Source organism: Arthrobacter sp. NPDC058288, from assembly GCF_042880995.1.
In the GTDB taxonomy this organism is placed as follows: Bacteria; Actinomycetota; Actinomycetes; order Actinomycetales; family Micrococcaceae; genus Arthrobacter.
This window is the reverse complement of the sequence record NZ_JBHVYH010000003.1, coordinates 43634-56159: the sequence shown is the minus strand read 5'-3', so window position 1 is coordinate 56159 and position 12526 is coordinate 43634. Positions and strand designations below refer to the sequence as shown.

The 12526-nt window shown below is 64.7% G+C and carries 15 protein-coding genes; 11 read left to right on the top strand and 4 right to left on the bottom strand.

The annotated features are described in order from the left end of the window. The first annotated feature begins 52 nt into the window (after positions 1-52). The 7 genes from ACFVWT_RS11240 to ACFVWT_RS11210 all read left to right on the top strand — a co-directional run bounded on the left by ACFVWT_RS11240 (position 53) and on the right by ACFVWT_RS11210 (position 6168). Positions 53-775: a hypothetical protein gene (locus ACFVWT_RS11240; protein WP_390247896.1), complete on the top strand. Its 723-nt coding sequence runs from the start codon at positions 53-55 to the stop codon at positions 773-775. A gap of 8 nt (positions 776-783) precedes the next feature. Continuing rightward, positions 784-1086 (top strand): hypothetical protein, encoded by a 303-nt coding sequence (locus ACFVWT_RS11235; RefSeq protein ID WP_390247895.1) that lies wholly within the window; start codon positions 784-786, stop codon positions 1084-1086. Between the two features lie 292 nt (positions 1087-1378). Continuing rightward, positions 1379-2332 (top strand): response regulator, encoded by a 954-nt coding sequence (locus tag ACFVWT_RS11230; RefSeq protein ID WP_390247894.1) that lies wholly within the window; start codon positions 1379-1381, stop codon positions 2330-2332. A gap of 297 nt (positions 2333-2629) precedes the next feature. After that, the gene (locus ACFVWT_RS11225) at positions 2630-3529 is read left to right on the top strand and encodes a hypothetical protein (RefSeq protein WP_390247893.1); all 900 of its coding nucleotides are present in this window, start codon (positions 2630-2632) and stop codon (positions 3527-3529) included. An 89-nt stretch (positions 3530-3618) separates the two neighbouring features. Further along, positions 3619-4623, top strand: a complete 1005-nt coding sequence (locus tag ACFVWT_RS11220; protein WP_390247892.1) for a hypothetical protein — start codon at positions 3619-3621, stop codon at positions 4621-4623. A 332-nt stretch (positions 4624-4955) separates the two neighbouring features. Further along, a complete protein-coding gene (locus tag ACFVWT_RS11215; protein ID WP_390247891.1) occupies positions 4956-6005 on the top strand; it encodes a glycosyltransferase family 2 protein in 1050 nt (349 codons plus the stop codon). 4 nt (positions 6006-6009) lie between these two features. Then, on the top strand, positions 6010-6168 hold the full coding sequence (locus tag ACFVWT_RS11210; protein ID WP_390247890.1) for a hypothetical protein: 159 nt from the start codon (positions 6010-6012) through the stop codon (positions 6166-6168). Positions 6169-6233: 65 nt separating this feature from the next. Here the strand turns inward: ACFVWT_RS11210 and ACFVWT_RS11205 are convergent, their stop codons facing one another. Continuing rightward, the gene (locus ACFVWT_RS11205) at positions 6234-7265 is read right to left on the bottom strand and encodes a hypothetical protein (RefSeq protein ID WP_390247889.1); all 1032 of its coding nucleotides are present in this window, start codon (positions 7263-7265) and stop codon (positions 6234-6236) included. Positions 7266-7539: 274 nt separating this feature from the next. Here ACFVWT_RS11205 and ACFVWT_RS11200 point away from each other — a divergent pair, with 274 nt between their 5' ends. Continuing rightward, entirely contained in the window at positions 7540-8379 is an 840-nt protein-coding gene (locus tag ACFVWT_RS11200) for a response regulator transcription factor (protein ID WP_390247888.1), read from the top strand. Between the two features lie 15 nt (positions 8380-8394). On the opposite strand, the gene ACFVWT_RS11195 is transcribed toward ACFVWT_RS11200, so the two are convergent. Beyond that, positions 8395-9231, bottom strand: coding sequence for a PhzF family phenazine biosynthesis protein (locus ACFVWT_RS11195; RefSeq protein WP_390247887.1), 837 nt, complete (start codon positions 9229-9231; stop codon positions 8395-8397). Between the two features lie 368 nt (positions 9232-9599). Between ACFVWT_RS11195 and ACFVWT_RS11190 the strand changes: the two genes are divergently transcribed. Beyond that, a complete protein-coding gene (locus tag ACFVWT_RS11190; RefSeq protein WP_390247886.1) occupies positions 9600-10019 on the top strand; it encodes a hypothetical protein in 420 nt (139 codons plus the stop codon). A 70-nt stretch (positions 10020-10089) separates the two neighbouring features. Here ACFVWT_RS11190 and ACFVWT_RS11185 read toward each other — a convergent pair whose 3' ends face one another. After that, positions 10090-10560 carry a MarR family winged helix-turn-helix transcriptional regulator gene (locus tag ACFVWT_RS11185; RefSeq protein WP_390247885.1) on the bottom strand — a complete coding sequence of 157 codons (471 nt, stop codon included), beginning with the start codon at positions 10558-10560 and terminating at the stop codon, positions 10090-10092. Between the two features lie 70 nt (positions 10561-10630). On the opposite strand from ACFVWT_RS11185, the gene ACFVWT_RS11180 reads away from it, so the two are divergent. Continuing rightward, complete coding sequence (locus ACFVWT_RS11180) at positions 10631-11470, top strand: alpha/beta fold hydrolase (RefSeq protein ID WP_390247884.1); 840 nt, start codon at positions 10631-10633, stop codon at positions 11468-11470. Between the two features lie 164 nt (positions 11471-11634). Further along, positions 11635-11958, top strand: a complete 324-nt coding sequence (locus tag ACFVWT_RS11175) for a YegP family protein (protein WP_390247883.1) — start codon at positions 11635-11637, stop codon at positions 11956-11958. A gap of 4 nt (positions 11959-11962) precedes the next feature. Here ACFVWT_RS11175 and ACFVWT_RS11170 read toward each other — a convergent pair whose 3' ends face one another. Further along, complete coding sequence (locus tag ACFVWT_RS11170; protein ID WP_390247882.1) at positions 11963-12367, bottom strand: hypothetical protein; 405 nt, start codon at positions 12365-12367, stop codon at positions 11963-11965. Between the last annotated feature and the right edge of the window lie 159 nt (positions 12368-12526).

Sequence of the window (12526 nt, the reverse complement as noted above, 5' to 3'; positions counted from 1 at the left end):
GGCGGGCCTTTCAGCCCTATCTCGCCCTGAAGGTGTCGGGCAGAGTGCCCTTATGAGTTCGTCCCTGAAAAACGCTATGGTTGCGCCGGACACGCGGTTCCTTCCCCGCTCGCCGCTTGCCCGCTGGGCGCTGGCCTTTTTCATCCTTTGCCTGCTCCTTCTTGACCTGACCCCGCTGCTTCGTTTCGAAGCCGGAACCCAGTTTGCGGACATCGACAAGGTGACCGGGCCCGCTGCATGGGTCAGCATCATTGCGGCCGTCACCCTCGCACTGTTGGCTGTTGTTCGTTCAAAGAAGCAGGCGTTGGGCCGCATCCTCGCTACCGGCCTTGGTCGCTGGGCATTCGCGCTGGCTGCGGCTGCCCTGGTCCTGACCATCGTCGCGCCAACGATCGGAAACGGGGATCTTTATCTTCTTGGCGGAGCCGTGGCGTTCGCGGCCTACCTGACGGGATCCTTCGCTTCCTTCCGGGCCTCGGCTCAGCGCGTTACGTTGCTGCCTCGGACTGCGATCGGTGCCTGGGCGCTTTGCCTATCGTTTGCTGCCCTCGCCTCGATGGTCGCCTCATCGCTGCTGCCATTCGACTCCGACCCGGTGCTCACGCAAATCGTGACGGAGTTGGGCGTTCTGCTGTGGGGACCCGCAGCTGCCTCGGGCTTGATCGCAGTCCTGCACTACCGCGAACGGTCCGCCCTGGTCCTCGTTCTGACGGCGTTGGTGGCAACTGCCGCCGTCTACTGGGCGATCGCCGAGTTCGTCTTTGCCGGCCACTAGGAGCTGAAATGGCAGCTGCGTTCAAGCCTCACACGCCCGTTGGAAGGTGGACGGCTCTCCTCGGCGGCCTTCTTCTCATCGAGATGCTGGTCGCCCTTGCGGTTGCGGGCGCCACGGCCCCCACGCAGAGCCCGGTTTTCTTCCTGCTCTCGCAGAGTCGCGCATGGGCAATGTCTGCAGCATTCGCGCTGATCCTCGGCGTGATCGGGCTCCTGCATTATTCGGAGCGGTCGGTGTCGAACTGGATCGTGACTGTCCTGGGCCTTCTCATAACTGTCGCTGCTTTCGTCCCTCCTGCCTGGTATTGGTGACCTTGGAATTCCGCGACGACGTGGCCGCTTTCAGCACTCATCCGGACCCTCTTTCCCGCCACCCGATCCGACTGGCACAGGCCGAGGCGGGGATTCCTGGATGCGAGGTTGGCTGAGGCCTGTCGCCCGGCCACTATTAGGTCTAGCGTGGGGAGTGAGGACCCGCGCGTGAACGTGCGGCAGCAGGCACCGGACGGGGATCCGGCAAGGTTCGTCCTCGCGGTAGTGAGGCCGGCGCCAGCAACAGCAACAGCGCCTTTTCGGTCTCCAAGGGCGAAGGAACGGAGCGGCAATGATGGCTGCCCAGGACACCAGACCGAGCTACGAGTCGACCGGCCAGAGCGTGTACGTCCTTGACGACGAAGAGGTTGTGAGGCGGGGGCTTCGGCGGCTGCTGGAGTCCCATGGGTTCAGAATTGTCGGGGAGTCAGGGTCCGCCTGTGAAGCCGTCCGGCGGATCCCTGCCCTGCGCCCGGACCTGGTCATCCTGGACGATGACCTTCCGGATGGTTCCGGTGCCGAAGTGTGCCGGGCCGTCGCCGCTGCAGACTCGTCTATCCGGTGCGTTGTGATGACCGGGGAAATTGACGAAACCGTGCTGATTGACTCGATCCTGGCCGGAGCATGGGGGTGCCTGTCACAACAGGATGACAACACGGAACAGCTCAGGCTGATCCGACGCGCCCTGGGCGGGGATACCTCCTACAGCCGCAGGTTCCAGGCAGGGATCCGGTGCCCGGTCCCCGGTCCCGGTATGGACCGGCCGGACGAGGGACTCCTGAGGCTCTCCCGACAGGAATTGAACGTGGCCGTCGGTTTGGGGAAAGGGATGACCAACCGGCAGATCAGCCAGGAAATGTCGTTGGCGGAAAAGACCATAAAGAACCTCGTGTCCTCCGCTTTGATGAAACTCGGCCTGGCGCGCAGGACGCAAGCCGCCGTGCTGGTCACCCGGACGCTGCGGCAAGCGGAAAACCCCTCCTACGGAAACTACCGGCTCAGCCGGTTCCCGGAATTGGTCGCCGAGGTCACCGCGGCGCTGTTGAACTGCACCAGCGAGGCTGGCACCGTGCCGCTCACGGCCGGCATGAGGGCGGCTGGCGCCCTCCGGCTGGCCGACGCACTTGCTGCGATCCGGACCCCGCTGATGGCCGTCCGACCGCTGCCAAACCGCATAGGCAGCCCGGAACGGCCCGGCTCTGCCGCCCTTGGAAGTCCGCCGGGGCATCAGGGGCACCGGCGTTGATCATCACGGCGAGAAGCATTCCGGGGCTTTGGCCTCTGTGGCGAGCCTGCCGCGGGGCATTGACTGGAACCTCGGGGCAAGGGCGCAGCGCCCGGGATACGGAGAACGGTCCCGGGCTGTGCCCTGGCGCCGGCGGCTCCCCGTAGCGCAGCATTGGGGGCGTTGAGGGGAATCCGGGCTGCAGGTCAAAACCGCCAATTTCTTCGAGCCGTACCCATCCGCGTTCATGGCAGCAGCGAATCGCTTGTAAGTCCTGCGGTAATCGATGACGTCCGGCCATGATCGGGAGGTGAGGCAATGCGCGGAAATGCATCCTGGCTTCCCTCCGCCTTGCGGTCCCTCATCCTGGCAACATTGCTCGCGGCCGCCTGGGTGGTCTTTGGCGCCGTCTCGGCACAGGCTTCCAGCCTGCTGCCGCCCGTGACCGACCCCATCACTGCCGACTCCGCCGCCTCTGGCGCTGCAACGGATGAACAAGGTCCCCTTGCCGCGCTGACTGAACCTGTTGCCACTGTGGCAGGCCCGCTTGCGCCGCAGGTTCAGGCCATCGCCGAACCGGTTCTGGCGCCCGTGGACACCGCTGTGGCTCCGGTTGCGGCACCGGTGACCGCCGTCGTCGAGCAGGTCACCAGCGCGGTGGCACCCGTAACGTCGCTCGCTTCCGACGCCGTCGTCCCCGCGACCCAAACGATCGCCGACATCACGGCGCCGGTCACGGGGCTGGTGGCTGATGTCACCGAACCCGTTCTGGCTTCCGTTGGTTCCGTCGCCGGGGAGGTTGCCGGCAACGCGGTCGACGCCGTCCCGGCCCCTGTTGACGTCCCCGCCCAGCCGTCCACGGCAGGGTCCGTTCCGCAGGAACCTGAACCGTCCAGCGCCGCCACGTCCCCGGCCGCCGTACCTTCGGCGGGCATCTCACCCGTCGCTACGGCCGGTGAGCAGGGCAGCACCGTTGTGATGACAGCGGGGACTCCCGCACCCGAAGGTCCCGCAACGCCCTCGCCAGCGTCGCCCGCTACGGCGCCGTCGAGCTCCGGTTCGTTGCTTCGGGCAGGTAGCGACAGCGGATCCAGCGTCGCAGCTGACGTTCCCGCCTTCCAGTTTTCCTTGAAGCAGATCTCGCTCAAGGACGTCCGCAATCCCTCTGATGAGCTGCCCGGTTCGGTCAGCCTGGAGCACGGCTTTTCCCCCGACTAGTGACGCCGGTACCGCGCCTTCTGCGCGGACGGCACCTGGCCACGCACCATCCGTGCCTGGCTCACCTCACTAGTAAGGAATGAATTGTCATGAAATTTTTCGTACGCACCACTCTGTGCAGCGCCGTTTTTGCCGGCGGAGTTCTCATCCTCGGCGCGGGCGCAGCTTCTGCTTCGGACTCCACCACCACGACGTCGGACCTGGGCCTCGGCTCGGGAAGCCACATCAGCCTGAACCTTGGCGCAAGCCTGGACGCTGCCACTTCCGCCGCCGCTGAGGGTTCGGTAGTAAATAGCTCGGTAGTGAACGACGGCGGGACCTCCACCTGGGGGCACGGCACCGGGAGTTCCACGGACACCAGCGCCGTCACCGACCTTGCCGTTGGCCTGGGCGTGAACCTGGATGCTGACGCCAGCCTGGATGCTGCGGCTTCGGCTGTGTCTGAGGGGTCGGTTGTGAACGACGGTCACGGCACGTGGAATGAGGGTTCCTGGAATGAGGGTTCCTGGAATGAGGGTTCTGCTGCGGGCAGCGTTGTTTCGGATCTGGATGCTGGTCTGAGCCTGGATGCGAATGCGAGCCTGGATGCTGCGGCTTCGGCTGTGTCTGAAGGTTCGGTTGTGAAGGACGGCGACGGCACCTGGAGCGAGGGCTCTGCTGAGGGTTCTGCTGCGGGCAGTGTTGTTTCGGATCTGGATGCCGGCGTGAGCCTGGATGTGGATGCCAGCCTGGATGCTGCTGCTTCGGCTGTGTCTGAGGGTTCGGTTGTGAACGACGGTCACGGCACGTGGAATGAGGGTTCCTGGAATGAGGGTTCTGCTGCGGGCAGCGTGGTTTCGGACGTGAATGTGGGCGTGAATCTGGATGCGAATGCGAGCCTGGATGCTGCGGCTTCGGCTGTGTCTGAGGGTTCGGTTGTGAACGACGGTCACGGCACTTGGAGCGAGGGCTCGACTGAGGGTTCTGCTGCGGGCAGCGTTGTTTCGGATCTGGATGCCGGCGTGAATCTGGATGCGAATGCCAGCCTGGATGCTGCTGCTTCGGCTGTGTCTGAAGGTTCCGTCGTGAACGAGGGCGGCAACAGCCTCCTGTAAGCAGCAAAGTATGTCCCGGGCCATGAGTGTGGCCCGCTAACGGAGTCGGGGTGCTGTCCCAGGACAGCACCCCGACTTCTGCTTTTAAGCCGCCGCCCCGACTCCCGGCATTGAGTATTTTCGCCCCATTCAAGATGGCAAATTGAGGTCCCGTTGAGTGTGCATTTCCTTGACGGAAGATTGCGGATTCCTTTTCGAATACTTTCCGCCTGCTTGCGTTCCGGTTGAAAAACTCGAAGTCAACAATCAATTGACTAATTCCGGTGGGGAGCTGCGGAGCCTGTGCGTGACTATGTGAATTCTGCTCCCGGAACTGCGGGTGCCGAACTACTGTGATTACAGTTCTTATCCCTGCGCATAATGAAGCTGCAGGTATTTCTGACACGCTCGAATCCCTCAAATCCCAGACCCAACCGCCGGACAGGGTGGTGGTAGTTGCCGACAACTGCACCGATGCCACCGAGGAAATCGCCCTGGCGCTCGGAGCGGAGGTCATCCGCACGGTCGGAAACACGGACAAAAAGGCCGGCGCCTTGAACTTTGCGCTGGAGGGACTGCTGCCCGGCGCACATCCGGAAGACATGATCCTCGTCCAGGACGCCGATTCGCAGTTGAACCATGACTTTATCGAGCGTGCAACCGGTCACCTGCGTGCCGACAGGCGGCTTGGTGCCGTGGGCGGCGTCTTCCGCGGCGCCGAGGGCGGCGGGTTCGTGGGCCATCTGCAGCGGAATGAGTACGCACGGTACGCGCGGGACGTGAAGCGGCTGCACGGCAAATGCCTGGTGGTTACGGGAACGGCCGCGCTCTTCCGTGTCCGGACCCTGGTGGACGTCATCGAAGCCCGGCTTGACGGCACCCTTCCGCCGGGCAACGGCAGGGGAGGCGTTTACGACACCTCCGTGTTGACCGAGGACAACGAGTTGTCCTTCGCACTGCTGACCCTCAATTACCGCATCAAATCACCGGCCGACTGCACGCTGGTCACCGAGATCATGCCCACCTGGCGCGAACTCTGGGCGCAGCGGCTGAGGTGGAAACGCGGAGCGGTGGAGAACTGTGCCCAGTACGGCTGGACCAGGGTCACCCGGCCGTATTGGGGGAGGCAGGCCCTCTCCGTGACAGGCATCGTGGTGTCGTTGGCCTACTTCGGAACGGTGGCTTTTGCACTGGGCACGGGGGAAGGACTGCACATTCAGCCCTTCTGGATGGCCGTGACCGGTGTCTTCGTGATCGAACGGGTAGTGACTGTGCGGCTGCGTGGCTGGAAGTACATGCTGGCGGCCGCAACGATGTACGAACTCTTGATCGACCTGTTCCTTCAGGTGGTCCACGCGAAGGCTTACGTGGATGCAGCACTCAACAAAAAGAAAGCTTGGTAACACTATGTACAGCAACCCCGCAGCTCCCGCAGCAGCCGGTGCCGGTGCCGGAACCCTCGCCGCAACCGGGGCCGGTGACCTCTTTTGGTTCGCCCTAGCAGCCTTCGCCCTCGTGGCGCTCGGTATGGCCGTCAAGCGGATCGTGCCGGTCCGGGCCAAGTAACTTCAGCCTGATCGGGCAGGTGGCCCGGATTCACAACGAATCCGGGCCACCTGCTCGTGTTCGGCTCAGGTCACCACGCTCACCACGTTGGAGCACGCAACTGCATCGCAGACCTTGTAGTTTGTGGTTGCCGCGCCCTTGAACTTGTTCACATAGCTGCCGGTGTTGGGGACGGTCTTCGCGGCGCCGTTGATCCAGAGTGTGACGCTGGACCCCGTGGCCCCGGACCACTTCACGGTGGTGGAATTGACGCCCTTGACCTTGCTGTTGGCCGCCGTCAGCTTGATGGGGGACTCGGCAACAGGCGTTGTGCTGGCGGCCGGCGTGAACGAGAAGTCCCGGAGCACCACGGACTCAGGTTTCACATGTTCGGGATCGCCCCCGCCACCACCAGTGACCCAAAGGTTGAAGTGGATGGCTTCTTTGGCCGGCACGGGAACGGTGCTTCCCTGGAGGACGGTGCGCTTGAGCAGGATTCCCCCGTATCCCTCGCCGGCGAAGGTTTCGAACGTGATCTTTCCCGGTTCCCAGACCATTCTGTGGGTGAGGATTGCGTCATTCGTCGTATTAAAGACGATGGTGTTGTTGCCCTGCCCCGGCGGTTTGGTGGCATCGAACCAGTAGCCGTGCGCCTGCGTTACCGGCCAGGATTCCCCGTAGCTTGCACCGCCGCCCCAGGCTGATGCCTCGCAGAGATCGATCTCGTTGTACCCGGGCGAAGCCAGGGGATCGTAGGTGAACAGGCACCCCCACACCACTTCCTTTTGGAGGGCGCTCACGTCCTTCTCCACCGTGGTGCTGTAGGTGCCGTAGCCGAATCCCTGCCGGGTGGACTGGAACTCAGCTCCGACAGGCGCGCTTCCGGTCGGGTTGGTGAGTGAGAGCGTGACGTAGCCGTTGCCGTCGGGATTGCTGACGTTGGCCGCGTCGAAGGTCTTGTTGAACTGCGGTGCACCGCCCCAGAACCGCTTTTCCCAGTTGAACCCTTTCCAGGCGAAGCTGCCCGCCGGCCCCGGGTTCGGGTCCATGGGGGTGGTGTCGGCGGCATGCGCCGGCGTTGTGGCGGACAACATGACCAGGCTGGCGGCCGCCAGCATGGCAAGCGGTCTGTTCAGCCAGACCGCTTTTGCGACGCGAGACCTCAAGGAAACCATTTAACGCCCCCTACTTTTGCGCTGATCACAGCAGCGCCGCGCCCCCAGTGAGCACAAGATGATCATCATTCAGTGGGGTTGGGTTGGCAATAGATGAATGCCGATATTTACTTTTTGACTTTCCTCAATAAATCCACAATTTTTACGCAATTCGTGGTTGAGGAATTAGTGATACTTACTAAAGCTGAATAAACACGAGAATTTCCGAGGAGTTTTGATGGTTACGCGCGGCATTGCTGTGGTGGTTGACGGCGACGGTCGCACCAGGGCATCTCTGGAGGAGTTGCTCGTCCAGTCCGGATTCGACGTCGTCGCCGCGGCGTCCGGCGCGGAAGGCGTGGATGCCGTGCGGAAGCACGACCCCGTCCTGGTCACTGTGGAGGTGGGCCTTCCCGGCTTCGACGGCATCGAGGCCTCCCGCCGGATCCGTACCTTCAGCCACGCCTACGTGATCATGGTCAGCGCGCGGGCAAGCGAAGCGGATGCACTGCTGGGCCTCGAAGCGGGCGCTGACGACTACCTGCCCAGGCCCTTCCGTCCCCGCGAGCTCCGGGCCAGGATCGCCGCCATGCTCCGCAGGCCCAGACGCCACGCTCTAGTGGACGCAGCGCAGTGCGCCGCCGGCCACTTTGTCGCCAAACCCTACGGTGCGCAAACGGCAGCTCCGGCCAACTCTCCAACCCGTCCACCTGCCTCCGCTGCCCCGAACGCGGATTCAAATGCGGGGATCGGATGGGACTTTGAACACCGGGGCCTTGCCCTGATGGACAGCACCCGCGCGGTATCAGTGGACGGAAAAGCCGTTGACCTCACCCGGACCCAGTTCGAACTGCTCCGCGCGCTGCTCCAGAACAAGGGGGCAGTGCTGACCCGGGCGGACCTTTCCCGCCATCTGCGGAATGAGCCTGCCGTCCAGGATTCCGCGGTGGCGGCCCGGGACGAACGCGTGCTGGAGGTGCACATGGGCAACCTCCGCAAGCGCCTGGGCGACAGCTCCCGTTCGCCGCGGTGGGTGCAGACGGTCAGGGGAGTGGGCTACCGACTGACCCCGCAGTAACACCCCCGCCTGCCGCTAGATCGACACGCGCCCGCTTACCACGGCCCGGCTGGTTCCGCCGATCCAGATGTCCTCGTCCTCGACGCTGACTGTCACCAGCCCGCCGCGTCCCAGGACGGTGCCTTGCTGGACGGTGTAGCTGCCGCCTACCGTTCCTTCGCTGAGGAGCCATTGCGCCAGGCCGGCGTTGAGGCTTCCGGTTACAGGGTCTTCGGGAACGCCGAACCCGGGAACGAACGCCCGGACCTCGAAGTCCGCCGGTCCTCCCTCCGCGTAGCCGCCGATAACGCCCACGCGGAGCTGGTCCATGAGGGCAAAGTCCGGCTGGAGTTCGAGCACCTGCTCCGCCGATTCCAGCCGGATTCCCAGCCAGCCCGGGCCGTTGTCCACCCAGTTGCTGCCCAGGACCTGTCCGGCGTCGATGCCCAGGCTGGCGACGGCCTGCTCCAGCACGGCCGGCTCAACCGCACCGGAGCGGACCAGCGGCGGTGCCGCAAAGGCCAGATCGGTGCCGGCGCGGCGGATCTTCACCAGACCCGCCTCGCATTCCTGCAGCAGCTCTCCGTCACGGAACGGCTGTCCGCCTTCTTCCAGCCAGGCGTGGGCCGAGCCCAGTGTGGGATGCCCGGCGAAGGGCAGCTCGGATGCCGGTGTAAAGATCCTCAGCCTGTAGTCCGCTTCCGGGTGCGAGGGCTTCAGCAGGAACGTGGTCTCCGACAGGTTGGTCCAGTTCGCGAAGCTTTGCATCTGTTCTGTGGTCAGTCCGTCCGCGTCATGTACGACGGCGACGGGGTTCCCGGCTTTCGGGCCCGGCGCAAAGACGTCTACCTGGGAGAAGGGATATTCATTCACAACGGTGGGCATGCTGGTCTTTCTCTGGATGGCGGGTAGCTCCGGCGGGAGACTTCCTCCACCACGGTAGGCGGCGGTCAGACATCGAAACCATAGCCAATTCCGGAAAGTGGCCTTGCCGCGAACCAATGCGGTCCGGACGCCGCCGGGGTTAAGCTGAATCTGCGGACACGACGACTCTTTCCCGCACACGACTTCCCCCGGACCGTCCGGCGAATCGGATGGTCCGGCGACCGGCCGGAGGGCAATCCATGGCAAAGAAGCTTCCCTTGGACGACCTCTCCGCCGCGATTGGCAGGATCCGCAGGCTGCTCCTGACCGAGGAAGAGGTGGGCACCGCCGTCGCGATGCCGGCCGGCAGGAACTAGGTGAGCGCCACCATGGGCTTCGATCCCCAGGAACCCGAGCAACGGCGGCAGCTCCGGGCAGCGCTGAAGGCTGTGGGCCTCACGCCCGGGGACCTCTGGCTGAACTACTTCAGCATCGGCGGCAGCGTGGGCGAATACGAAGTCGAAGCCTACCTGCAGGGGCTGCTTTCCCTGCCCTCGGTCCAGCGGGACCTTCTGGCCATGGCGGCCAATGAACTCATCGAGGACGTTCCCCGCCTGTACGCACCCTATTCCGACGATCCCGACCTCCCGGATTCAGGACGCGACTTAGGACGCGGCTCGAGCGAACCCGGACGCGACTCAGACGAAGCCGGCCAGGAGACCGAGTCCGCGGGCGGTCACGATTCTCACGGCAGGCCCGGGGCTGACGAGCCCACTGACCCCTCCGGCGACAGCTAGCAGACCAGCCGCCGTCGGGGAAGGGACGGCGATTGGTTTCTGCCAGGTTCGTGAGGATCGTCGGGGGTGTTTAGGTTGTCGGCTGTGCCCGGCGGATGGCATCCACGACGTCCTGAAGGGTTTGTAGTGCCGCTTCGAACCGCTCCTCGCCCACGTAGGCGCCCCACAGCCGTTCCAGCTCCCGGACTTTATCCGAGGCTTCGCGCAGCAGCTGTAGCCCTCGGGCGGTGGGGAAGATGAGCTTCGCCCGGGCATCGGCCGGGTCAGGCCGGCGTTCCAAGTACCCCAGTTCCTGCAGCTCGTTGACCAGTTCCGACGTGGCGGCCAGGCTGAGCTGCGCCCTCGCCGCCAGGTCTGTGAGGCGGATTCCCTTGGTGCCGATGTTTCCCGTGATCTGCAGATGGGCCAGGCGGATGTCCCCATAACCATAGGCCTCCGCCTCCTCAAGGAGTTCGCGCCGGAACTCTCCAAGCAGGCGGACTAAGAGCTGTCCGACGGGAAGCCGGGAACGCTGGGGATCACTTGACGGCGGTGGGGGCATGGAGGAGACTTTATCCCATAAAGCTTCGGAAACCGAAGTAAATTCTTCAAATGCATGTTGGAGGCCGAACATGTCTTCGGAAACTTCCTCGACCATGATTGATACAACTCTTGGTCCCCTCATGGTCCACCGCGCCGGCACCGGTGCGCCTGCGCTCTTATGGCACAGCCTGTTTGTTGATTCCAGGACCTTCGACGCCGTCGTGGAGGAGTTGGGCCGGCAGCGCGAGCTTTTCCTGGTGGACGGGCCCGGACACGGTGACAGTCCTGGACCGCAAGGGCTTTATTCCCTCGAAGACTGCGCCACCGCTGCCGGGCAGATCCTGGAGTCTCTGGGCATCTCGGCCCCCGTGGACTGGGTCGGTAACGCCTGGGGAGGTCATGTGGGCATCGTCTTTGCCCACAGATTCCCGTCCCGCTGCCGGACGCTGACCACTATCGGCACCCCGCCTTATCCCTTGTCCCGTGTTGAGCGCCTCCAGATGTCCCTGTTGGTTTTCCTCTACCGGATGCTAGGCCCAGGACCGTTCAGCGGGTCACTGGCGGAGGTGCTGGCCGGGCGCGGTGCCGCGAAGACAGCGCCCACGGCTGCCGCGGCGATCAGTGAAGCATTCCAACGGGGAAACAGGCGTGGCAAGTACTGGGCCATGCGCTCGGTGATGCTGCAGCGCCCGGACCTTCGCCCGGTCCTGCCCCGGCTGCAGGTCCCCACACTGATGCTGGTGGGTCGCGACGATCCGATGAATGATCCGGAGGAGGCGGAGCGTGCAGCGCGCAGCGTCCCGGACGGGCGGTTTGCGCAGGTTACCGGGGCCGGCCACGTGGCCCCGCTCTTGATCGCACCCCGTGAAGTTACTCAGCACGTCCTGCAATTCTGGGCCCATCACAGCAATCGCGAGGCCGCGGCATGAAACCCCAGCCAGGCCCGGGGCTGACGAGCCCACTGACCCTTCCGGCGGCAGTTAGCAGACCGGGCGCGGGCGCGGAGGGGGCCTTCGGCCCTGATCTGTGCACGAGGACCGCGGCTAGGCTGGAAAAGGTGAACAAATCACCTTGAGAGTGGAGGCTGACAACGATGTCCGGACACTTCGAATTGATAAGCGCACCCGACGGCGGGTACAGGTTCAGGCTTCTCGGCAAGGCCGGGGAACTGGTGGCCATTTCCGTGAAGTTCCCCACCAAGCGGGCTGCCGCCCAGGGGATCGCGCTGGTTCGTGAGATCGCCGGGACCGGCCTGATCCGCGATCTGAGCAACAGCCGCCCGATCGAAGCATCCCACCGGATCAGGCCCTCGCAGCCGGCGGTCCACAGCGGCACCCCGTTGCTCCGCACGCGCGCCGCCCACAACCTGCACCCTGATCACGGGCATCCGCAACTCAGGCCGGCAACCCGCCGCTAAACAGCTAGCCTGCCGCCTCGTACTGCCCCCGGAAGAACGCGTTCGCCGGGGGCAGCCACATCAGCACCGCGCCCGCCAGCGTGAGGGCCAGCCCGGTCACCACAACGGGCGACAGCTCAAACGGCGCCCCCAGGGCGGATAGCACGGCGATGATGGTCAGCACGGTGCGGACCCACCTGATGCCGGCGAGGAGCCGAAAGGCAGCCCACACCTGCAGGGCCACTAACGGGACCGCGAGGACAACCATGGCCCAGTCGGGCGTGGGCCGGCCGGCGCCAACCCCGCTAAACTCCAGGATCACCGGCAGTACGCCGGCGACGAGCGCGCTGGCCAGCCAGAACGCCGTCGATGCCCTCACCACCGGCGGAACCGTGGCCGGTCCGCCGAAAATCAAACGCTGTTCCCCCAAAGGGTCCCCCATCATCACCATGCATTCCGCGCCCGCGGGCGCGCTGAATTTTCCAGCCTAGCGACGGGCCAGGGAGCCGTCTTGTCATACGGGAACGGCCGCTCCTGCGGGCGTGCCGGCAGCCAACCGGCCGCCGCACCCGCGGCCACTCGCCACCGC

Bases quoted from the DNA above. Each gene is read 5' to 3' on its own strand.
- ACFVWT_RS11240 (WP_390247896.1), top strand. From the start codon at position 53: ATGAGTTCGTCCCTGAAAAACGCTATGGTTGCGCCGGACACGCGGTTC.
- ACFVWT_RS11235 (WP_390247895.1), top strand. From the start codon at position 784: ATGGCAGCTGCGTTCAAGCCTCACACGCCCGTTGGAAGGTGGACGGCT.
- ACFVWT_RS11230 (WP_390247894.1), top strand. From the start codon at position 1,379: ATGATGGCTGCCCAGGACACCAGACCGAGCTACGAGTCGACCGGCCAG.
- ACFVWT_RS11225 (WP_390247893.1), top strand. From the start codon at position 2,630: ATGCGCGGAAATGCATCCTGGCTTCCCTCCGCCTTGCGGTCCCTCATC.
- ACFVWT_RS11220 (WP_390247892.1), top strand. From the start codon at position 3,619: ATGAAATTTTTCGTACGCACCACTCTGTGCAGCGCCGTTTTTGCCGGC.
- ACFVWT_RS11210 (WP_390247890.1), top strand. From the start codon at position 6,010: ATGTACAGCAACCCCGCAGCTCCCGCAGCAGCCGGTGCCGGTGCCGGA.
- ACFVWT_RS11205 (WP_390247889.1), bottom strand. From the start codon at position 7,265: ATGCTGGCGGCCGCCAGCCTGGTCATGTTGTCCGCCACAACGCCGGCG.
- ACFVWT_RS11200 (WP_390247888.1), top strand. From the start codon at position 7,540: ATGGTTACGCGCGGCATTGCTGTGGTGGTTGACGGCGACGGTCGCACC.
- ACFVWT_RS11185 (WP_390247885.1), bottom strand. From the start codon at position 10,560: ATGCCCCCACCGCCGTCAAGTGATCCCCAGCGTTCCCGGCTTCCCGTC.
- ACFVWT_RS11180 (WP_390247884.1), top strand. From the start codon at position 10,631: ATGTCTTCGGAAACTTCCTCGACCATGATTGATACAACTCTTGGTCCC.
- ACFVWT_RS11175 (WP_390247883.1), top strand. From the start codon at position 11,635: ATGTCCGGACACTTCGAATTGATAAGCGCACCCGACGGCGGGTACAGG.